Genomic DNA, 20,182 nt, shown 5'->3' on the forward strand with positions numbered 1-20,182 from the left:
GCTAGACGCCGGGCGCCGGGGGCGGCGTCACCCGCGCGTGGTGATCACACGTACTCCCGGGGAAGTACGCCCTCCCCTTCCCCTCCGTCCGGGCCGTCCGCTCCGTTCGCACCGTCCGCTCCGGACGCCGTGGGTGTGCGCGCCGGTGCCTCCTTCAGCCTGAAGCGGCGCAGCGGTCGCGGTGCCCACCAGTTCGCGCGCCCCGCGAGCCGCATCGTCACCGGCAGCAGCACCACCCGGATGAGGGTGGCGTCGACGAGGATCGTCAGGGCCGTGCCGATACCCAGTTCCTTGAGGAAGACGACGCCGCCGGTGGCGTACGACAGGAAGGACAGCGCGAGGATGCCGGCCGCGGCGGTGATCAGCGGGGCGCTGCGCCGGATGCCCTCGCCGACCGCGCGTACGGTGTCCCCGGTGCGCTGGTGCTCCTCGGTGATACGGGCCAGCAGGAAGACCTCGTAGTCCATGGACAGGCCGTACGCCACGCAGAACATGAGCACCGGGATGCTCGGCTCGATGGATCCGGTCGGGGTGAAACCGAGCACCCCGGACAGGTGCCCGTCCTGGAACACCCACACCAGGCAGCCGAACATCACGGACAGACTGAGCAGGTTCAGCACGGTCGCCTTGGCGGGCAGCAGCACACTGCCCGTCATGAGGAAGAGGATCACGTACGTGGCCACCAGCACGATCCCGACGGCGTACGGGAGCCGGTCCAGGAGCGTGGCGCGGAAGTCGGTGGTCTCGCCGGGGTAGCCGCCGACCAGGGCGGGCGCCGGGGCCGGGGTGTCCCGGACGCGTTCGACGAAGGCGGGGACGTCGCCGTACATGGCCTCCTGCGTCGGTACGACAGCCAGCCGCACCCGCCCGTCCCGTGCCGTCAGACGGTCCTGGCCGGGCGCGCCGGTGCGCTCGCCCTGGCGGTAGGTGCCTTCCGGCGCGTCGACCTGGAACACGCCGGGGAGCCGGGAGAGCGCGGCGGCGTACCCGCTCGTTCCGGCGACCTGATCCGGGACGCCTCCTTCCAGGACGACCTGGACCGTGTCCGTGGGTTCGGCGGGGAACTCCCGGTGCACGATCTCGGAGGTGGTGCGCGAGGAGGTGCCCTCGGGCAGGGTGCGTTCGTCGGGCAGTCCGAAGCGCAGGCCCAGCAGCGGAGAGGCGGCCACCAGCAGGACGGTGAGGACCCCGGCGCCGGCCAGGAACGGGCGGCGCATGGCCGCGAGCGCGGTGCGGTGCCAGAAGCCGGAGGCGGGCGCGGTGGGCCGCTCGACGCGGTGGCCCCAGCGGGCGAGCGCGGCGGGCAGGAACAACACGGCCCCGGCGACCGCGGTGAGCACCACGAAGACACCCGCGTACGCGAACGAACTGAGGAAGAAGAACGGGAACACCAGCAGCGCGCACAGCGACACCGCGACCGTGACCCCGCTGAAGAGCACCGTCCGCCCGGCGGCGCGGGTCGCACCGATGACCGCCTCCGGCTGGGCGTGCCCGGCGGCGCGCTCCTCGCGGTAGCGGTTGATCACGAACAGGCCGTAGTCGACGCCCAGTCCCAGGCCGAGGACGAGTGCGAGGTTCGCGGCGAACGTCGACACCTCCGTGACCTGCGCGACCGCCCGCAGCCCGGCGAGCGTGCCGACCACGGAGAACAGGCCGACCGCCACGGTCAGCAGCGCGGCGACGGTGCGCCGGTAGACCAGGATCAGCAGGAGCAGTACGGCCGGCAGGGCGAACAGCTCGGCGCGCAGGAAGTCGGTGCGGGCCTGCTCGCCGACCTGCCGGGAGATCTCCTCCTGGCCGCCCACCCGGACGTCGAGTTCGGGTGTCGTGCGTGTCAACTCCGCTGACCGGGTGGCGAGTTCCTCGCGTGTCTCGGTGGCCGTGCCTTCGAGGCGGGCGAGGATCAGGGCCCGGCGGCCGTCCTCCCCGCGCAGGGCCGCGCTCCCGGCGTCCCAGTAGGCGGTGACGTCCGTGACGAGCGGCAGATCACCTACCTCGGCGGCCAGTTCACGGGCGGCCCGTTCGGTGCGCGGGCTGTCCACGTCGCCGTCCCGGGCCGTGATCAGGAGGGCGAGGTTGGGGTTTCCGGTGCGGAAGTGCTCGCGCAGCCGGTCACCGGCGCGGACGGACTCCGTGCCGGGAGCGTCCCAGCGGGAGAGGTCGAGGTCGCTCTGCGCGCCGGCGCCGTACGCGCCGAGGCCGATGAGGGCGAGCAGGAAGCCGAGCAGCACCGCACGGCTGCGCCGCACGGCCAGGCGGCCGAGCCGGGTGAGCATGGGAGGGGCCTTTCTTCCGAGGGGTCGGTCCGCACACCTTCGGCCCGGACGCTGGAAGGACGACTGGAAGGACCGCTGGAAGATCCACTGGAATGCGGCGCCCGGGATACGCTCGACGGATGGGTGAGGGGACACCGAGGACACCGGCAACACCGGGAACACCGGCAACACCGGGGACACGGGCAGCGCCGAGGGCACCGGGGGCTTCGGCGGCACCGGGGACTACGGCGGCATCGACGACAGTGGCGGCACCGGTGCCTACGGGAGAGGCCGGCGCGACGAGCACCCTGCGCTGCGAACTGCTCGGCCCCCTGCGCGCGTCGCGCGACGGCGTCGAGATACCCCTCGGCCCGCCGAAGCAGCGCGCGGTGCTCGCCGTGCTGCTGCTCCAGGAGGCGCGCCCCATCTCGTACGACGGTCTGGTCGAGGCCGTGTGGGGCGGGGCGCCACCGGTGCACGTGCGCAATCTCGTACAGAAGTACGTCTCCGGGCTACGCCGCGCGCTCGGCGACGATGCGGAGCTGACGTGGACCGGCAGCGGCTACCGCCTCACCGGGGTCCACGCCGACGACCTGCGGCAGCGTCGGGAACTGGTGGCCGAGGCAGTGGCCGCCCGCGACACCGGCGAGCTGCGCCGAGCCGCCGAACTGGCCGGGCGGGCGGAGCGGTTGTGGCGTGGCGAGTTCGCCGAGGGGCTCCGGACGCCCTACCTGGCGGCGGAGAGACTGCGCTGGGCCGAGAAGCGGCTCACCGTCCTGGAGGCCCGGCTGGCCGGCCTGATCGAACTCGGGCACTCATTCGAGTGCGTCCACGAACTCGTCCGGCTCGTGGCCGCGCACCCCCTGCGGGAACGCCTCAGCGAACTGCTGATGCTCGCGCTGTACCGCGCGGGCCGCCCGTCCGACGCGCTCACCGCGTACGAGGCGGTACGGCAGCGGCTCGCCGAGGCGATGGGCTCCGACCCGGGGCCGGGACTGCGGTCCCTGCACGCACGCGTCCTGCGGCAGGACCTGGCACTACTGCCTCCGCCGAGGGTTCCGTCCGGGTGAGGGGCGCCTCAACGGTGGGGGGAAGGCTGTGGGAAGACCAGGCCCACCGCGTGGGCGAGCCGCTCCGCCGCGTGACGGAAGAACGTCTCCCGGTCCTCCACGACCCGGTTGAACTGCCCGAACACCTCGAACCCGACCAGCCCGAACAACTCGGCCCAGGCCGCCGTGAACGCCGCCACCGTCTCCGGCGGCAGATCGGGGGCGAAGTCCGCGGCCATCCGGTGGGCCTCGGGCCTCAGTTCGGCGGGCAGCGGCGGCTTGGCGAGGCCCGTTCCCCGATGGGCGTCGCGCAGGACGCCCATGAACACGTAGGCCACCCGGCCGGCGGCGGGGACCGTGTCCACGGGCGCGGTGTAGCCGGGCACCGGTGATCCGTAGATCAGCGCGTACTCGTGGGGATGCGCCAACGCCCAGGCGCGTACCGCCTCGCACACCGCGGTCCAGCGGCGGGTTGGTCCGGCGTCGGCCGCCGCGTCGTGGGCCGCCTCGGCGGCCTCGCCGAGCGCGTTGTAGGCGTCGATGATGAGGGCGGTCAAAAGATCGTCGCGGCTGGGGAAGTAGCGGTAGATGGCCGACGACGCCATGCCCAGCTCGCGGGCCACGGCCCGCAGCGAGAGCTTGGCGGCGCCCTCCGCCGCGAGTTGTTCGCGCGCCTCGTCCTTGATGGCGGCGGTGACCTCGATCCGGGCACGGGCGCGGGCGCCGTGTGTGGTGCTGCTCATGCGTTCCAGTGTCCCACGTCGCCAGAGCAGTGCACACAAACGAGAGCACTGCTCTTGCTTTTCCGTGGCGACGCCGGGCATACTCAAACGCAGAGCGAGAGCAGTGCTCACAAAAGAGAGCGGCGCTCTCGCTATCGCTCCAGCCACCTCAAGCGACCTGGGGGTCACCGATGTCATCAGCGCCGTACTACCGCAAGGGCAGCCCTGTCACCGTCCGGCTCAACGGCGTCATCGGCTGGCTGGCCCGGCACGGTGTCAGCCTCGCCGGCGCCGCGGAGATGTCCGTCCGCGGCCGCAAGAGCGGACAGATGCAGCGGATCCCCGTGAACCCGCACGTGTACGGCGACGGGCAGTACCTCGTCTCGGCCCGCGGTCACTCCCAGTGGGTGCGCAACATGCGCGCCGCCGGCGGCGGGGAACTGCGCGTGGGACGCAAGGTCCGCACCTTCACCGCGGTGGAGCTCCCCGACGAGCAGAAGCTCCCCATCCTGCGGACCTACCTGGAGAAGTGGGGGTGGGAGGTGAACCAGTACTTCCAGGGAGTCACCGCCAAGTCCTCCGACGAGGAGATCGTCGCGTCCGCCGCCGACCACCCCGTCTTCCGGATCGAGGTCAGGAGCTGACCCCACCACCCGCGGCGCCCGCGGCCCCCGGACCGCTCGGACCGCTCGGACCGTCCGGAGTACCCGCGCCGTCCGAGCCGCCCGCGCTGCCCGAGCCGCCCGCGCTGCCCGGAGCGCCCGCGGAGTCCCCCGCGACCGCGGTCCGGCGGTCGATCACCGCCAGCGCCCGCTGCGCCAGCGGGTGGCTGCGGACCAGCTCACCCAGCGAGGTCGAGCCCTGCGTGATGTCCTTGAACGCCTTCCAGGCCGGGCGGAAACCGGTCAGGGCCGCGTGGAAGAGCCCCGGCCGGCGCTCGAACAGCGCCAGCATCCGCTTGCCGACACTCATCTCGACGCCGAGCCCGGCCTTGATCGCGAAAGCGTAGTTCAGGGCCTGCTTGCGCGCGTCCACGGCGTCGTGCGCCTCGGAGATCCGCACCGCCCACTCCCCCGCGAGCCGTCCGGACCGCAGCGCGAAGGAGATTCCCTCACGGGTCCACGGTTCCAGGAGCCCCGCCGCGTCCCCGCAGACCAGGACCCGCCCGCGCGACAACGGCGAGTCGTCGGCACGGCAGCGCGTCAGATGACCGGAGGAGATGCTCGGTTCGAAGCCGGCGAGGCCGAGCCGGGCGACGAAGTCCTCCAGGTACCGCTTGGTCGCCGCGCCCTCGCCGCGTGCCGAGATCACCCCGACCGTGAGCGTGTCGCCCTTGGGGAAGACCCAGCCGTAACTGCCGGGCAGCGGCCCCCAGTCGATGAGGACCCGCCCCTTCCAGTCCTCGGCCACCGTCTCCGGCACCGGGATCTCCGCCTCCAGACCGAGGTCGACCTGGTCGAGCTTCACCCCGACGTGCGCCCCTATCCGGCTGGCGCTGCCGTCCGCGCCGACGACGGACCGCGCCAGTACCGTCTCCCCGCCCTGCAGGACGACGGCGACCGTGCGCCGGTCCGGCACCGCCGCCCCGTGCTGCTCCACCCGCGTCACCGACACACCGGTGCGCAGCTCGGCGCCCGCCTTCTGCGCGTGCTCGACGAGCTGCTGGTCGAACTCGGGTCGGTTGATCAGCCCGAACAGCATCTGCCGGGAGCGCCGGGTCCGGGTGAACCGCCCGTTGTTCGAGAACGTCACCGCGTGCACACGGTCCCGGAAGGGCAACTCGAAGCCGGGCGGGAGGGTGTCGCGCGAGGGACCGATGATGCCGCCGCCACAGGTTTTGTAGCGGGGCAGCTCCGCCTTCTCCAGCAACAGCACGCGCCGCCCCGCGACCGCCGCCGCGTAGGCGGCCGAGGCCCCCGCCGGTCCCGCGCCCACCACGACCACGTCCCAGACCTGACGCGTGTCGTCCGCCGAAGAGTTCTCGCTGCTCACGATGGTCTACTGCTCCCAACAAACCGCATGCCGCACCTGACCCCCGCATCCTACGGCGGGCATCGCCGCAGGCCACTGTGGGAGGATCGGGCCTACCAATCCCCGTACTCGTCGTACTCCTGTACTGCTCGTACTCCTCGGTACAACGTCGCACCCACAAGGAGCGTGCCCATGTCGTCGAATCCGGTCGCCGAGACCGTCTCCTCCCTGATGCCCAGGGCGAAGGAGGAACTCACCGCGCTGGTGGCCTTCAAGTCGGTGGCGGACTTCGACCAGTTCCCGCGCAGCGAGAGCGTGGGCGCCGCCAACTGGATAGCGTCCGCACTGCGCGCCGAGGGCTTCCAGGACGTGGACCTGCTCGACACGCCGGACGGCACGCAGTCGGTCTACGGATACCTGCCCGGACCCGAGGGCGCCAAGACGGTCCTGCTCTACGCCCACTACGACGTGCAGCCGCCGCTGGACGAGGACGGCTGGGCGACCCCGCCGTTCGAACTGACCGAGCGCGACGGGCGCTGGTACGGGCGCGGCGCGGCCGACTGCAAGGGCGGCGTGCTCATGCACCTGCTCGCGCTGCGCGCGCTGAAGGCGAACGGCGGCGTGCCGGTGCACGTCAAGGTGATCGCCGAGGGTTCGGAGGAGCAGGGCACGGGCGGCCTGGAGCGGTACGCCGAGCAGCACCCCGAGCTGCTGGCCGCCGACACCATCGTCATCGGCGACGCGGGCAACTTCCGGGTCGGGCTGCCGACGGTCACCTCGACGCTGCGGGGCATGACGCTCGTCCGCGTGAAGGTCGACACGCTCGAAGGCAACCTGCACTCCGGCCAGTTCGGCGGCGCGGCGCCCGACGCGCTGGCCGCCCTGATCCGCGTACTGGACTCCCTGCGCGCCGAGGACGGCTCGACGACCGTCGACGGACTCGCGGCTGACGGCGAGTGGGAGGGCCTGGCCTACGACGAGGAGCAGTTCCGCCGGGACGCCCGGGTGCTGGACGGCGTGGAGCTGATCGGTTCCGGCTCGGTCGCCGACCGGATCTGGGCGCGGCCGGCCGTCACGGTGCTCGGCATCGACTGCCCGCCGGTCGTCGGCGCCACCCCGTCGGTGCAGGCGGGCGCCCGCGCGCTCGTCAGTCTGCGGGTGCCACCGGGCGTGGACGCCGCCGAGGCCACCAAGCTGCTCCAGGCCCACTTGGAGGCGCGTACGCCGTGGGGTGCGCGGGTCGGCGTCGAGCAGATCGGCCAGGGCCAGGCGTTCCGCGCCGACACCGCCAGCCCGGCGTACCGGGCCATGGCGGACGCGATGGCGGTGGCGTACCCGGGCGAGGAGATGCAGTACGCCGGTCAGGGCGGCTCCATCCCGCTGTGCAACACCCTGGCCGGGCTCTACCCGCGGGCGGAGATCCTGCTGATCGGCCTGAGCGAACCGGAGGCGCAGATCCACGCCGTGAACGAGAGCGTGTCCCCCGAGGAACTGGAGCGGCTGTCGGTGACGGAAGCACTGTTCCTGCGCAACTACGCGGCGAGCTGAGCGGTCCCGGTCGGGAACGAAGACGGCTGCTCCGGTCACCGGATCGCGGTCACCGCGATCCGGTGACCGTCCGGGCGTCGGAGGCACTCCGGGAACCGGCGCGTGCCTACGGGGCGGTCGGCCGACGTCAGCCGACCGGAGTGCCCGCCTCCAGGTACAGTGCCGCACCGCGTTCCCGCGCCCGCAGGGCCCAGCGCAGCCGCTCGTAGCGGACCGGGGGCAGCAGGCCGCCGGCCTCGTCCTCGGTGACGAAGCGCCAGGCGCGCAGCTCGGGGCCGGGCAGCAGTACCCGGCCGGCGTCGGCGGAGTCGAGCCGGCCGCCGTCGAAGAGCAGGCGCAGACCGCCGTAGCCCGGGGGCGTGGGCGGTTCCCAGTCGACGACCAGCAGGGCGGGTACGTCGTCGAGGCGGATCCCGGTCTCCTCGGCGACCTCGCGCATCCCGGCGCGGGCGGGCGCCTCACCGGGTTCGACGATGCCGCCGGGGAACTCCCAGCCGGGCTTGTAGGTGGGGTCGACGAGCAGCACCCGGTCCTGTTCGTCGAAGAGCAGGACGCCGGCCGCGACGGTCTCGGCGGTGGGCTCGGGCGTCTGCACGATGTCGCAGGCCGGCGCGGAGCCGGTGCCGACGGCCTCGGCTATCTTGGCGGCGGCCTCGTACGGGGTGAGTGCGCCGGTGTCGACCGGGTGGGCGTCGGCGGTCAGCCAGGAGGCGAGGGCGGCCCGGTACGGCTCGATGTGGTCGTACGACCACTGCCGTACGCGTATCTCGCCGTCGGACAGGTCCTCGGGTATCTCGCGGCCCGCTATCCGCTTCCGCAGGATCGTTTCCGCCGGGGCGAGCAGGACGTGCCGGACCGCGATGCGGCGGGCGGCGAGACCGCCGAAGATCTCGTCGCGGTACTCCTGCCGCAGCAGGGTCATGGGGACGACGAGGGTTCCGCCGAGCTCGGCGAGCATCGCGGCCGCGGTGTCGGTCACGAGGCGGCGCCAGATCGGCAGGTCCTGGAAGTCGCCGACCTCGGCGAGGCGTTTGGGCGGCAGCAGATGCGCGAGCGCTCCGCCGATGACCTCGGGGTCGAAGAGTGTGCTGTTCGGGATCAGTTCGATCAGTTCCCGTGCGGTGGTGGTCTTCCCCGCACCGAACGCGCCGTTGATCCAGACGACGGTCACAGGTCCCCCTCTTCTGTTGGCCCCCTGAGGCTTGCCCGCTCCACCCTGCCACGGAAACCAGGCGCAGATGAGGGCGTACGACAGCGGCGCCGGCGCCCCTCGGGAAGGGGCACCGGCGCCGCGTGGTCTCCGGGTGGTGCGTGACGGACGGTGTACGTCAGCCCCGCTGCCCGCGGGCGTCGTCGCCCAGGGCCAGGTTCTCGGTGTCGACCGTGTCCTGGACGGTGCCGACGGCGCCCTCCACGTCGAGGCCGAGCGGGAGTTCACCCGGAGCGGCGTGGGAGGGCGTGACGGCCGCGACGACGAAACCGGTGGCCAGGGTCGCGAGGGCGAGCATGCTGCGCTTCTTCATGCCTGGTCCAACTGCGTTGGCCGGGTGGCGGTCACGGCCGGCCACCCATGTGGCACCCACAGGTGTCCACTCACCATCACCCCTCCTCTTCCAACACAGTCGGACACGTCCTACCGTGAGCGCTCTGCGCTGACGTGAGCATGGCCTTCTGCCCTGTCCGTCGCGTTCGCCGGTCGTTCCACCTGTCGCGGATCCGGAGGAACGTAGTGACACGCCCCCTTGCCACCCGCGCGTCCCGCAGGCGCACGACCGGGTCGCTCCTCACCGCCCTGCTGTGCGCGGCGGGACTCACCGCGCCCGCCACCGCCGGGCCGGCCGGCCGGGAGCCCGCCGCACCCGCCCAGGAGCACGCCTCACCCGCCCTGGACGCCGGACTCGCCCTCACCCCGCCCATGGGCTTCAACAACTGGAACTCCACGCACTGCCGTGCCGAGTTCGACGAGGCGATGGTCAAGGACATCGCGGACCTCTTCGTCGAGAAGGGACTGAAGGACGCCGGCTACGAGTACGTCAACCTCGACGACTGCTGGGCGCTGCCGGAGCGGGACACCGAGGGCAGACTCGTACCGGACCCCGCGCGCTTCCCGAACGGCATCGAGGCCGTGGCCGACTACGTGCACGCCAGGGGCCTCAAGTTCGGCATCTACACCAGCGCCGGCACGAAGACGTGCAGCGACATCGGCTTCCCCGGTGCGCTGGGCCACGAGTACGGCGACGCCCGGCAGTTCGCCGACTGGGGCGTGGACTACCTCAAGTACGACAACTGCAACAACCGGGGCGCGGACGCCGTGCGGCGGTACACCACCATGCGGGACGCGCTGAGGGCCACCGGCCGGCCGATCGTGTACAGCGTCTGCGAGTGGGGCGAGAACAAGCCCTGGCGGTGGGCGGGCGGCCTCGGGCACCTGTGGCGGACCACCGGCGACATCCGCGACACCTGGGGTTCGATGCTGTCGATCCTGAAGAAGAACCTCCCACTCGCCGAACACGCCGGCCCCGGCCGCTGGAACGACCCCGACATGCTGGAGGTCGGCAACGGCGGCATGACCGGCACCGAGTACCGCACCCACTTCTCGATGTGGTCGGTCATGGCGGCCCCGCTCCTCATCGGCACCGACCTGCGCGACGCGTCCGAGGAGACCTTCGAGATCCTCGGCAACCGGGAGGTCATCGCGGTCGACCAGGACCCGCTGGGCAAGCAGGGGAGCGTCGTCTCCTCCGAGGGCGGTCGCTGGGTCGTCGCCAAGGAGATGCGGGACGGCAGCCGCGCGGTGGCGCTGTTCAACGAGTCCGGCGGCCCGCAGCGGATCACCACCAGCGCCGAGGCCGTCGGCCTGCCGGACGCGCCCGTCTACACCCTGCGCGACCTGTGGCGGCACGAGAGCTCTCACACCGCGGGCACCGTGTCCGCCACCGTCCCCGCGCACGGCACGGTCCTCCTACGGGTCCGGGCCGGGTCCGGCCGGCCCCACCACCCGCCCGCCGTCGCACTCGGCCCGGACGGCGCCACCCTGCTCGAGGCGGGAGTCCGGCGTCGCTGACCAGCTGACCCGGCGAGCCGCCCGCGGAGGGACCGCATGCGGCGGCCGGGTACGCCCCTCGTGCTCAGACCCGCGCCGGAGCGGCCCCCGCCGCCCTCGTCAGCGCCGCCGCGGCCGCTCCCACCAGCCCCGCGTCGGTGCCCATCTGGGCGGGGACGACCGCGAGGCGCCGCACGAAGGACAGGGTCGCGTATTCGGTCAGTGCCTTGCGCAGGGGGGCGAAGAGCACCTCGCCCGCCTTGCCGACGCCCCCGCCGACCACGGCGATGTCGATCTCGACGAGGGTCGCGGTGGCGGCGATACCGGCGGCCAGCGCCTGCGCGGCCCGTTCGAACGACGCCACGGCGACGGGGTCGCCCAGCCGGGCGGCGGCGGCGACCGCCGCGGCCGAGGTGTCGTTGTCGGGGCCGGGGCGCCATCCGGCGTCGAGGGCGCGCCGCGCGATGTTGGGGCCGCTCGCTATCCGCTCCACGCAGCCGCGCGCGCCGCACGGGCACGGATCGCCGTCCAGGTCCACGCTGATGTGGCCGATGTGGCCGGCGTTGCCGGTCGGTCCGGGATGCAGCCGGCCGCCCAGGACCAGACCGCCGCCGACGCCCGTCGAGACCACCATACACAGCGCGTTGTCGTGCCCGCGGGCCGCGCCCTGCCAGTGTTCGGCCGCCGTGATGGCCACGCCGTCGCCGATCAGCTCGACGGGCAGGTCACCGGCGGCTTCGCGGACCCGCCGGACGAGCGGGTAGTCGCGCCAGCCGGGCACGTTCACCGGGCTGACCGTGCCGGCGGAGGCGTCCACCGGGCCGGCGCTGCCGATGCCGACGGCCGTGGCCCGCCCCCACAGCGGCGACGCGGTCAGCTCCGTGAGCGCCGCCTCGACGGCCCGCATCACGGTGTCGCCGTCCTTCTGGGCGGGCGTCGCCCGCTGGGCGCGCGCATGGATGCGGCCGTGGCCGTCCACCAGCGCCCCGGCGATCTTGGTGCCGCCGATGTCCAGCGCTGCCACTAGGTCGGTGTGCATCAGAGTCGGATCTCCCCGTCGGACCGAATGAAGAATGACGAACACAAGAGTGCGCAGCGGACCGGTCCCGCGGTGGGGACGAGGACCGGAGAGTGCGACGAACAGTGTCTCCTCCATCTGACAACGTTGTCCAGGCTCTATGCTCGACGCCACATCCTCATACAACCCCATGACCGACACATCCCTCGTGGACGAGCAGGAGCCGACGCAATCCCGTGGACGACAGGACAGGACACCGCATCGTGCCCGACACGACCCGCCGCGCAGCCCACCTTCCCGGGAACCGATACGGCAACCGCCCGACCATGAAGGACGTGGCCGCCCGGGCCGGGGTCGGCCTCAAGACCGTCTCGCGGGTGGTCAACGGGGAGCCGGGCGTCACCCCCGAGACCGAACGCCGCGTCCAGGAGGCCATCGACGCGCTCGGCTTCCGCCGCAACGACAGCGCGCGGGTGCTCCGCAAGGGCCGTACCGCCAGCATCGGCCTGGTCCTGGAGGACCTGGCCGACCCCTTCTACGGGCCGCTCAGCCGTGCCGTGGAGGAGGTGGCCCGCGCCCACGGCGCCCTGCTGATCAACGGGTCCAGCGCGGAGGACCCGGACCGCGAGCAGGAGCTGGTGCTGGCGCTGTGCGCGCGACGTGTGGACGGGCTGGTGGTGATCCCGGCCGGGGACGACCACCGGTACCTGGAGCCCGAGCTGAAGGCGGGCGTCGCCACGGTGTTCGTGGACCGTCCGGCGGGCCGGATCGACGCGGACGTGGTGGTGTCCGACAACTTCGGCGGCGCCCGCGACGGCGTGGCCCACCTCATCGCGCACGGACACCGCAGGATCGGCTTCATCGGTGACATGCCCCGCATCCACACCGCCGCCGAGCGGCTGCGCGGCTACCGGGCCGCCATGGAGGACGCGGGCATACCGGTGAAGGACTCCTGGATGTCCCTGGGCGTCACCGACCCCGTGCGGGTGCGCCGGGCCGCCGAGGAGATGCTCGCCGACCCGCACCCGGTCACCGCGATCTTCACCGGCAACAACCGGGTGACGGTCACCGTGATCCGCGTGCTCGCCGATCATGCCCGCAGGGTCGCCCTCGTCGGCTTCGACGACATCGAACTGGCCGACCTGCTCCAGCCGGGCGTCACCGTGGTCGCCCAGGACGCGGCGGCCCTCGGCCGCACCGCCGCCGAGCGGCTCTTCCGGCAGCTGGACGGCACGCTGCTCGCGCCCGACCGCATCGAACTGCCGACCAGGCTGGTGACCCGCGGCTCGGGCGAGCTGCCACCGGCACAGTGAGCGGCTCCTGACGGACGGCCGCGCGGGTCGACGAGGCGGACCGGCGGCCACGCCGCCGCCGCGCACCATGCCGGAACTCGAGCGGCCGGCCCGGACACGGCTGGCCCTCGTGCCCCCGCCAACCCACCACCGGCCACCGGCCACCGGCCACCGGCCACCGGCCACCGGGAGGTAACCACACCGTGTCGAAGCCATTCGGTCAGGCCCGGGCGACTGCCCGGTCACCGGATAGCGACCTCGCGCCGACGCGACCGCCCGGCGAGGACCGGACGCTGCGGTCGCTCGGGATGGCCGGGGTGCCGCGTGAGGAGCCGCTGCTGTACCCGGGCGTGTGGCCGCGGGAGTCCGGGCTGCTGGACGGGGACCGGCTGCTGCCGCTGGACCGGCCGGTCCACGAGGACCGCGTCGACCGCGTCCCCGTACTCGCGATCGGCTCCAACGCCTCCCCCGGCCAGCTGCGGCACAAGATGGCCGAGTTCGGGATCGACTCGCCCATCCCGATGGTCAAGGCGCGGGTCACCGGGGTCGACGTCGGCGTCTCCGCCCACGTGAGCCGTATGGGCTACGTGTCCGCGTCACCCGTGGGCACCCCGGGCCTCGTACGTGAACTGTTCGTCCTGTGGCTCGACGCCGAACAGCTCGCCGTGATCGACGCGAGTGAAGGCGTACCGATGGCGACCGGCAACTTCGACCGCGCCTGGCTCTGCGGGCCCGGCGTACGCGTCGAGCAGGCGGAAGGGGACGGCACCGCGGTGCTGCGCGGCGCGTACGCCTACGTCAACCGCCACGGTGTCCTGCGCGGCGGCACCGGAACGCCGCGGCGGCACCCGGGCGACCAGCGCACCCTGATCACCGAACTGCTCCAGGGGTCGGCCCGGCTGCGGGAGCTGTTCGGGGTGACGCCCGAGGAGTTCTGCGCACGGGCGCGGGCCGACCGGCGGCTGTGCGAGCGAGGGACGCGGCTGTTCGCCGAGGAGAAGCGGGTGACGGCGTCCGGCCTGGAGCGGTACGTGCGCTCCGGCCGGACGGACGAGCCGCTCGCCGGGACCCGGCCGCCGCCTACTGCGCCGATGCCGTGAGGTCACCGCGTCGCGGGGACGAGAAGCCTTCCAGGTCGGCGCGGGTCAGTCCGGTCAGCCGGGCGACCTCGCCGATGTCGAGGGCACCGCAGTCCAGTCCGCGCAGCAGGTAGCCGCTCAGGGCCTTGGCGGTGGCGGGCTCGTCCATGACGTCGCCACCGGTGCGGTTGGCGTAGCGGGCGAGGCGGGCGGCGGCCTGCTCGAAGCCCTCCCGGTAGAAGGCGAAGACGGCCGCGTACCGGGTCGGGATGTGACCGGGGTGCATGTCCCAGCCCTGGTAGTAGGCGCGGGCCAGCGCACGGCGGGTGAGGCCGAAGTGCAGGCGCCAGGCGTCGTGGACCTTCTCGGTGGGGCCGACGGGCAGGACGTTGGTGGAGCCGTCCGAGACGCGTACGCCGGTGCCCGCGGCGGCGACCTGCATGACCGCCTTGGCGTGGTCGGCGGCCGGGTGGTCGCTGGCCTGGTGGGCGGCGGAGACGCCGAGGCAGGCGCTGTAGTCGAAGGTGCCGTAGTGGAGGCCGGTGGCCCGGCCCTCGGCGGCCTGGATCATGCGGGCGACGGCGGCGGTGCCGTCGGCGGCCAGGATGGACTGGCTGGTCTCGATCTGGATCTCGAAGCCGATGCGGCCGGGCTCCAGGCCGCGGGCCTTCTCGAAGGCCTCCAGGAGCCGCACCATGGCGGTGACCTGTTCGGGGTAGGTCACCTTCGGCAGGGTGAGGACCAGCCCGTCGGGCAGTCCGCCGGCCTCCATCAGGCCGCTGAGGAAGACGTCGAGCGTGCGGATGCCCCGGGCGCGCACCGGAGCCTCCATGCACTTCATGCGGATGCCCATGTACGGGGCCGCCGTGCCCTGGTCGTACGCCTCGGCGATCAGCCGGGCCGCGCGGGCGGCGGCCTCGTCCTCCTCGGCGTCCGTGCGGTTGCCGTAGCCGTCCTCGAAGTCGACGCGGAGGTCTTCGATCGGCTCGCGCTCCAGTTTGGCGCGTACGCGGCTGTACACCGGCTCGGCCAGGTCGTCGGTGAGGCCGAGGACGGCGGCGAAGGACGCGGCGTCGGGGGCGTGTTCGTCGAGGGCGGCCAGCGCCCGGTCGCCCCAGGAGCGGATCGTGTCGGCGGCGAAGACGTCGCCGGGGACGTAGACGGTGTGGACGGGCTGGCGGGTGCCCGGGTCTCCGGGGTAGCGGCGCTCCAGCTCCGCGTCGACCGGTGCGAGGGAGGCACTGATCTCCTCGCCGACGGCACCCGCGAGACTCGTCGCCACCTTCTCCTGCTGACCCATCCCACACCCTCCTGTTTTCCGCTGAACGGAATCAATAATCCGTAGAGCGAAGTTATCTGTCGGTCCCTCGCGGGTCAACACCATCCTGCGCAGACGCCGAGGCCCCCACGACCAGGACGGTCGCGGGGGCCTCGGCCGGAGTCCGGAACTCCCAGGGGATGCTCAGCCCTTGCGGGTCTTCACTTCCTCGGTGAGCTGCGGGACGACGTCGAAGAGGTCGCCGACGACGCCGTAGTCGACCAGGTCGAAGATCGGGGCCTCGGCGTCCTTGTTGACCGCCACGATCGTCTTCGAGGTCTGCATGCCGGCACGGTGCTGGATCGCGCCCGAGATACCCGAGGCGATGTACAGCTGCGGCGAGACCGACTTGCCGGTCTGGCCGACCTGGTTGGTGTGCGGGTACCAGCCGGCGTCCACCGCGGCGCGCGAGGCACCGACGGCCGCGCCGAGCGAGTCGGCGAGCGCCTCGATGATCGCGAAGTTCTCCGCGCCGTTGACGCCACGGCCGCCGGAGACGACGATCGCGGCCTCGGTCAGCTCCGGACGCCCGGTCGACTCGCGCGGCGTGCGCGCGGTGACCTTGGTGCCGGTCGCGGCGGCGGAGAAGGACACCGACAGGGCCTCGACGGCACCGGCGGCCGGGGCCGGCTCGACGGCCGCGCTGTTCGGCTTGACCGTGATGACCGGGGTGCCCTTGGAGACCCGGGACTTGGTGGTGAAGGCGGCGGCGAACACCGACTGGGTGGCCACCGGGCCCTCGTCGCCGGCCTCGAGGTCGACGGCGTCGGTGATGATGCCGGAGCCCAGGCGCAGCGCCAGGCGGGCGGCGATCTCCTTGCCCTCGGCGGAGGACGGGACCAGCACGGCGGCCGGGGAGACGGCCTCGTGGGCGGCCTGGAGGGCGTCCACCTTGGGCACGACCAGGTAGTCGGCGTACTCGGCGGCCTCACTGGTGAGGACCTTCACCGCGCCGTGCTCGGCGAGCGTGGCGGCGGTGTCACCGGCGCCGGCGCCCAGCGCCACCGCGACCGGCGAACCGATGCGGCGGGCGAGGGTCAGCAGCTCCAGGGTGGGCTTGCGGACGGCACCGTCCACGTGGTCGACGTAGACGAGAACTTCAGCCATGGGACTTCTTCTCTCCTGCTTGCGAGATATGAGGGGCGGTCGGCGAATCCGGGGCTCAGATGAGGCTCAGATGAACTTCTGGCCCGCGAGGAACTCGGCGAGCTGCTTGCCGCCCTCGCCCTCGTCCTTGACGATCGTGCCCGCGGTACGCGCCGGGCGCTCGGCCGCCGACTCGACGACCGTGTAGGCGTTCTCGAGACCGACCTCGTCCTCGTCGATGTCGAGGTCGGACAGGTCCCAGGCCTGAACCGGCTTCTTCTTGGCCGCCATGATGCCCTTGAAGGACGGGTAACGCGCCTCGCCCGACTGGTCGGTGACCGACACGACGGCCGGCAGCGACGCCTGAAGCTGCTCCGTGGCGGAGTCGCCGTCACGACGGCCCTTCACGGTGCCGTCCTCGACCGACACCTCCGACAGCAGCGTCACCTGCGGCACGCCCAGGCGCTCCGCGAGCAGCGCCGGTACGACGCCCATGGTGCCGTCGGTGGAGGCCATGCCGGAGATGACCAGGTCGTAGCCGGCCTTCTCGACGGCCTTGGCCAGCACCAGGGAGGTGCCGATGGCGTCGGTGCCGTGCAGGTCGTCGTCCTCGACGTGGATCGCCTTGTCCGCGCCCATGGACAGCGCCTTGCGCAGCGCGTCCTTGGCGTCCTCCGGGCCCACCGTCAGGACGGTGATCTCCACGTCGTCGTCGGAGTTCTCCGAGATCTGGAGTGCCTGCTCGACCGCGTACTCGTCCAGCTCGGAGAGCAGGCCGTCCACGTCGTCCCGGTCGACGGTCAGGTCATCGGCGAAGTGCCGGTCGCCGGTGGCGTCGGGCACGTACTTCACAGTGACAACGATCCTCAAGCTCACGCCGGCTCTCCTACTGCATCGACATTTCAGTGCTGCCTGCTTGCAGGCAGCATAGGCGCCCCAAGCGGCCGATCCCGGTCGGGGCGACCTGCGCTCCCACCGGAATATTACTCGTCAGTACACCCAGTTCTTTCCCGCTAAGCAAGCGCTTTGAACTGTGACCTTCGCAACGCAGCGTAACCGGAACCCGACGGCTTCGCAGCAGTGTCCCGGTGACCGGTCAGTCGCGCAGTCCGCTGTAACGCCCCTGGTGGTACAGCAGAGGACTGCCGGCACCCGCGGAGTCACCGAGGAGAACCTCCGCCAGCACGATGCGATGGTCCCCCGCGGGCACGCGGCCGACGACGCGGCACACGATCCAGGCGAGGACGCCGTTCAGCACGGGCACGCCCTCGGGGCCCTCGCGCCAAGCGGTGGGCGGGGCGAAGCGGTCGGCGCCACTGCGGGCGAAGGTGGCCGCGAGGCCCTGCTGGTGCTCGCCGAGCAGGTGGACGCCGACGTACTCGGCCTCGGACACCGCGGGCCAGCTGGAGGAGCCGGTGCCGATGCCGAAGGAGAGCAGCGGCGGCTCGGCGGACACGGAGGTGAGGGACGTGGCCGTGAAACCCACCGGGCCGGCGTCACCGCGCGCGGTGATCACGGAAACCCCCGCCGCGTGCCGCCGGAAGGCGGACCGCAGCAGGTCGGAGGCGGCGAGCCGCGGCGCGGCGAGGTCGGGTGTGGCCGTCATTCGGAATGTCCTTCTGCGTTGCGCCTCGGCCCGAGGAGGGGGAGTGAAGGCATACGGGCCGGCTGCCGACGGGTGGCACACACAGTCAAATACGCCCGGGGAGGGGGAAGCTGTGGAGAACGCCTCACCGACGACGTGGCGGTCATCACACCGCCACGCCCAGCGCGGCGATCACGTCCGCCTTGCGCGGCTGCCCCACGGCGCGCCGCACGACGCGGCCGTCGGCGTCGAGGACCAGCACGGTCGGGGTCTTGAGTACGCCGAGGGCGCGGACGAGTTCGAGGCGGTCCTCGGCGTCGATCTCGACATGGGCGACGCCGGGGACCATGCCGGCCACCTCCCCGAGGACTCGCCGAGTGGCCCGGCAGGGAGCGCAGAACGCGCTGGAGAACTGAACGAGCGTGGCGCGGGCGCCGAGGTCCGAGCCGAGGTCGGCCGCCTCGAGCCGTGGGCCGGACGTGTCGTGCCGCCTGTCGTCGCCCTGCCCGCGCACCCGCGCGCCTCCGTTCCGCCGCCACCGCGGCACTCATGAGCGCGCGTCACCCGCGCACGCCACCGGCCCGGCCCTGGTCCCGGTCCGGTCCAGCGCGGCCCGGTCCAAGTCCGGTCGTCCACAGGTGCAGCGTTCACGGGCCGGCGAAGATTCCCGGCTCACCGTCGTTTTTCGGCCACGAAAAGGCGGATGACGTGATGAGGATCTCGCCGCGAGCGGGCACCAAGGCTGGTACACCGGCCGTTCTTGGGGCACGATCTGCGTCAAGCCGCAAACCTACGGCTGCGTAACTTTCGACTGGGAGTCCCCTTCCCAGGCTGACAAGGAAGGGTCCGACCCGCCCATGGCAGAACTCGCCTACCGCCCGGCCATCGGTCTCGCCCGCACCCTGTTCAAGGTGTGGGACCTCAAGATCGACTGCCAGGGTTCGGAGAACATCCCGCGCTCGGGCGGCGCCGTGCTGGTGAGCAATCACATCAGCTACCTGGACTTCATCTTCGACGGCCTGGCGGCGCTGCCCCAGAAGCGGCTGGTGCGCTTCATGGCGAAGGAGTCGGTCTTCCGGCACCGGGTCTCCGGTCCGCTGATGCGCAACATGAAGCACATCCCGGTGGACCGCAAGCAGGGTGAGGCGGCGTACGCGCACGCCCTCGACTCGCTGCGGTCCGGCGAGATCATCGGAGTCTTCCCGGAGGCCACGATCTCCGAGTCGTTCACGCTGAAGAGCTTCAAGTCGGGCGCCGCGCGCCTGGCGCAGGAGGCCGGCGTCCCGCTGATCCCGATGGCGGTGTGGGGTACGCAGCGGCTGTGGACCAAGGGCCACCCGCGCAACTTCAAGCGCAGCCACACCCCGATCACCATCCGGGTCGGCGAGGCGATGGAGGCCTCCCGCGAGCAGTACGCGGGCGCCATCACCCGACGGCTGCGCGAGCGGGTGCAGGAGCTGCTGGAGGCCGCGCAGCGCGCCTACCCGGTGCGCCCCAAGGGAGCGGACGACACCTGGTGGATGCCGGCCCATCTCGGCGGCACCGCCCCGACGCAGGAGCAGCTGCGCACGGCCGAGGCGCGCTGAGCCGAGCGTGTCACAGGGTGGGCGGCAGCGTCGCCCACAGATGGGAGCGGTCGGTGGCCTCCCGCAGGACACCGACCACGACCGGATGCGGCGCGGCGTACAGGTCCGGGTAGTCCTCCTCGCCGGCCGCCGTGTCCGGCGTGAAGGCCAGCTGTTCCCGCCCCAGGGTGAACTGGGCGTTCACGCCGGGCTTGTTGCCGCGCGGGTCCTGCCGGTGCCAGGCACCGTCGAACCGCACGGCGACCAGCCCGTGCACCACGTCGAAGCGCTGGTAGCACAGGGCGGTCGGGATGTCCTCGGCCCGCAGCAGCGCGGCGAGCGCGTGAGCCTTGGCATAACAGATGCCGGTGCGCCGCTCCAGGACGTCGGAGGCGCGCCAGGTGACGCGCGGGTCACCGGAGTCCTGCGAATGCGGGATGGTGTCGCGCACGAACTCGAAGGCCAGTCGCGCATAGGCATACGAGTCCTCCGCCTCCTTGGCGAGCTGCCCGGCCACCTCCCGTACGCGCGGGTGGTCGTGATCGATGACCTCGTCGGCGGCCAGGTAGGCGGACAGGTCAGGGGTTTTCTGGATCAGCTCCATACTCGCAGAGCATAGGAAAGCGATCACCCGTCAGTCAATGACTTTTC

Annotated in this window: 18 protein-coding genes and 1 pseudogene; 7 read left to right on the forward strand and 12 right to left on the reverse strand. The window is 72.4% G+C overall.

All coding sequences use genetic code 11. The features are described from left to right. Window positions 1–44 precede the first annotated feature (44 nt). Complete coding sequence (locus QC283_RS20595; RefSeq protein WP_279563063.1) at window positions 45–2,276, reverse strand: MMPL family transporter; 2,232 nt, start codon at window positions 2,274–2,276, stop codon at window positions 45–47. 254 nt (window positions 2,277–2,530) lie between these two features. Here QC283_RS20595 and QC283_RS20600 point away from each other — a divergent pair, with 254 nt between their 5' ends. Continuing rightward, a complete protein-coding gene (locus tag QC283_RS20600; protein WP_279563064.1) occupies window positions 2,531–3,325 on the forward strand; it encodes an AfsR/SARP family transcriptional regulator in 795 nt (264 codons plus the stop codon). Window positions 3,326–3,333: 8 nt separating this feature from the next. On the opposite strand, the gene QC283_RS20605 is transcribed toward QC283_RS20600, so the two are convergent. Continuing rightward, window positions 3,334–4,047 carry a TetR/AcrR family transcriptional regulator gene (locus tag QC283_RS20605; protein ID WP_279563065.1) on the reverse strand — a complete coding sequence of 238 codons (714 nt, stop codon included), beginning with the start codon at window positions 4,045–4,047 and terminating at the stop codon, window positions 3,334–3,336. Window positions 4,048–4,217: 170 nt separating this feature from the next. Between QC283_RS20605 and QC283_RS20610 the strand changes: the two genes are divergently transcribed. Beyond that, window positions 4,218–4,670, forward strand: a complete 453-nt coding sequence (locus QC283_RS20610; protein WP_279563066.1) for a nitroreductase family deazaflavin-dependent oxidoreductase — start codon at window positions 4,218–4,220, stop codon at window positions 4,668–4,670. On the opposite strand, the gene QC283_RS20615 is transcribed toward QC283_RS20610, so the two are convergent. Then, window positions 4,660–6,018 (reverse strand): geranylgeranyl reductase family protein, encoded by a 1,359-nt coding sequence (locus tag QC283_RS20615; protein ID WP_279563067.1) that lies wholly within the window; start codon window positions 6,016–6,018, stop codon window positions 4,660–4,662. The genes QC283_RS20610 and QC283_RS20615 overlap by 11 nt on opposite strands. A gap of 171 nt (window positions 6,019–6,189) precedes the next feature. On the opposite strand from QC283_RS20615, the gene QC283_RS20620 reads away from it, so the two are divergent. Further along, complete coding sequence (locus QC283_RS20620; RefSeq protein ID WP_279563068.1) at window positions 6,190–7,545, forward strand: dipeptidase; 1,356 nt, start codon at window positions 6,190–6,192, stop codon at window positions 7,543–7,545. Between the two features lie 127 nt (window positions 7,546–7,672). Here the strand turns inward: QC283_RS20620 and QC283_RS20625 are convergent, their stop codons facing one another. Together QC283_RS20625 and QC283_RS20630 are read right to left on the reverse strand one after the other, a co-directional pair. Next, window positions 7,673–8,716, reverse strand: coding sequence for an NUDIX hydrolase (locus QC283_RS20625; RefSeq protein WP_279563069.1), 1,044 nt, complete (start codon window positions 8,714–8,716; stop codon window positions 7,673–7,675). Window positions 8,717–8,873: 157 nt separating this feature from the next. Then, window positions 8,874–9,068 (reverse strand): hypothetical protein, encoded by a 195-nt coding sequence (locus QC283_RS20630; protein WP_279563070.1) that lies wholly within the window; start codon window positions 9,066–9,068, stop codon window positions 8,874–8,876. Window positions 9,069–9,208: 140 nt separating this feature from the next. Between QC283_RS20630 and QC283_RS20635 the strand changes: the two are divergent. Continuing rightward, a pseudogene (locus QC283_RS20635) lies at window positions 9,209–10,594 on the forward strand (glycoside hydrolase family 27 protein); the annotation flags it as partial. Window positions 10,595–10,673: 79 nt separating this feature from the next. Here QC283_RS20635 and QC283_RS20640 read toward each other — a convergent pair. Continuing rightward, window positions 10,674–11,627 (reverse strand): ROK family protein, encoded by a 954-nt coding sequence (locus QC283_RS20640; protein WP_279563071.1) that lies wholly within the window; start codon window positions 11,625–11,627, stop codon window positions 10,674–10,676. A 215-nt stretch (window positions 11,628–11,842) separates the two neighbouring features. Between QC283_RS20640 and QC283_RS20645 the strand changes: the two genes are divergently transcribed. Both QC283_RS20645 and QC283_RS20650 read left to right on the forward strand, forming a co-directional pair. Next, window positions 11,843–12,919, forward strand: coding sequence for a LacI family DNA-binding transcriptional regulator (locus QC283_RS20645; protein WP_279563072.1), 1,077 nt, complete (start codon window positions 11,843–11,845; stop codon window positions 12,917–12,919). 287 nt (window positions 12,920–13,206) lie between these two features. After that, a complete protein-coding gene (locus tag QC283_RS20650) occupies window positions 13,207–13,998 on the forward strand; it encodes a hypothetical protein (protein ID WP_279563195.1) in 792 nt (263 codons plus the stop codon). Here QC283_RS20650 and QC283_RS20655 read toward each other — a convergent pair. The 5 genes from QC283_RS20655 to QC283_RS20675 all read right to left on the reverse strand — a co-directional run bounded on the left by QC283_RS20655 (window position 13,979) and on the right by QC283_RS20675 (window position 18,513). Further along, entirely contained in the window at window positions 13,979–15,277 is a 1,299-nt protein-coding gene (locus tag QC283_RS20655) for a DUF6986 family protein (RefSeq protein ID WP_279563073.1), read from the reverse strand. The genes QC283_RS20650 and QC283_RS20655 overlap by 20 nt on opposite strands. 162 nt (window positions 15,278–15,439) lie before the next feature. Beyond that, window positions 15,440–16,402 carry an electron transfer flavoprotein subunit alpha/FixB family protein gene (locus QC283_RS20660; RefSeq protein ID WP_279563074.1) on the reverse strand — a complete coding sequence of 321 codons (963 nt, stop codon included), beginning with the start codon at window positions 16,400–16,402 and terminating at the stop codon, window positions 15,440–15,442. 66 nt (window positions 16,403–16,468) lie between these two features. Further along, window positions 16,469–17,257, reverse strand: coding sequence for an electron transfer flavoprotein subunit beta/FixA family protein (locus QC283_RS20665; protein WP_279563075.1), 789 nt, complete (start codon window positions 17,255–17,257; stop codon window positions 16,469–16,471). A gap of 220 nt (window positions 17,258–17,477) precedes the next feature. Continuing rightward, a complete protein-coding gene (locus tag QC283_RS20670; RefSeq protein ID WP_279563076.1) occupies window positions 17,478–17,987 on the reverse strand; it encodes a flavin reductase family protein in 510 nt (169 codons plus the stop codon). 145 nt (window positions 17,988–18,132) lie between these two features. Then, the gene (locus QC283_RS20675) at window positions 18,133–18,513 is read right to left on the reverse strand and encodes a TlpA family protein disulfide reductase (protein ID WP_443032653.1); all 381 of its coding nucleotides are present in this window, start codon (window positions 18,511–18,513) and stop codon (window positions 18,133–18,135) included. Window positions 18,514–18,823: 310 nt separating this feature from the next. Here QC283_RS20675 and QC283_RS20680 point away from each other — a divergent pair, with 310 nt between their 5' ends. Further along, complete coding sequence (locus tag QC283_RS20680) at window positions 18,824–19,552, forward strand: lysophospholipid acyltransferase family protein (protein WP_279563078.1); 729 nt, start codon at window positions 18,824–18,826, stop codon at window positions 19,550–19,552. A 10-nt stretch (window positions 19,553–19,562) separates the two neighbouring features. Here the strand turns inward: QC283_RS20680 and QC283_RS20685 are convergent, their stop codons facing one another. Beyond that, window positions 19,563–20,135: a transglutaminase domain-containing protein gene (locus tag QC283_RS20685; protein WP_279563079.1), complete on the reverse strand. Its 573-nt coding sequence runs from the start codon at window positions 20,133–20,135 to the stop codon at window positions 19,563–19,565. Window positions 20,136–20,182 lie beyond the last annotated feature (47 nt).

This window comes from Streptomyces sp. DH41 (genome assembly GCF_029813785.1).
In the GTDB taxonomy this organism is placed as follows: Bacteria; Actinomycetota; Actinomycetes; order Streptomycetales; family Streptomycetaceae; genus Streptomyces.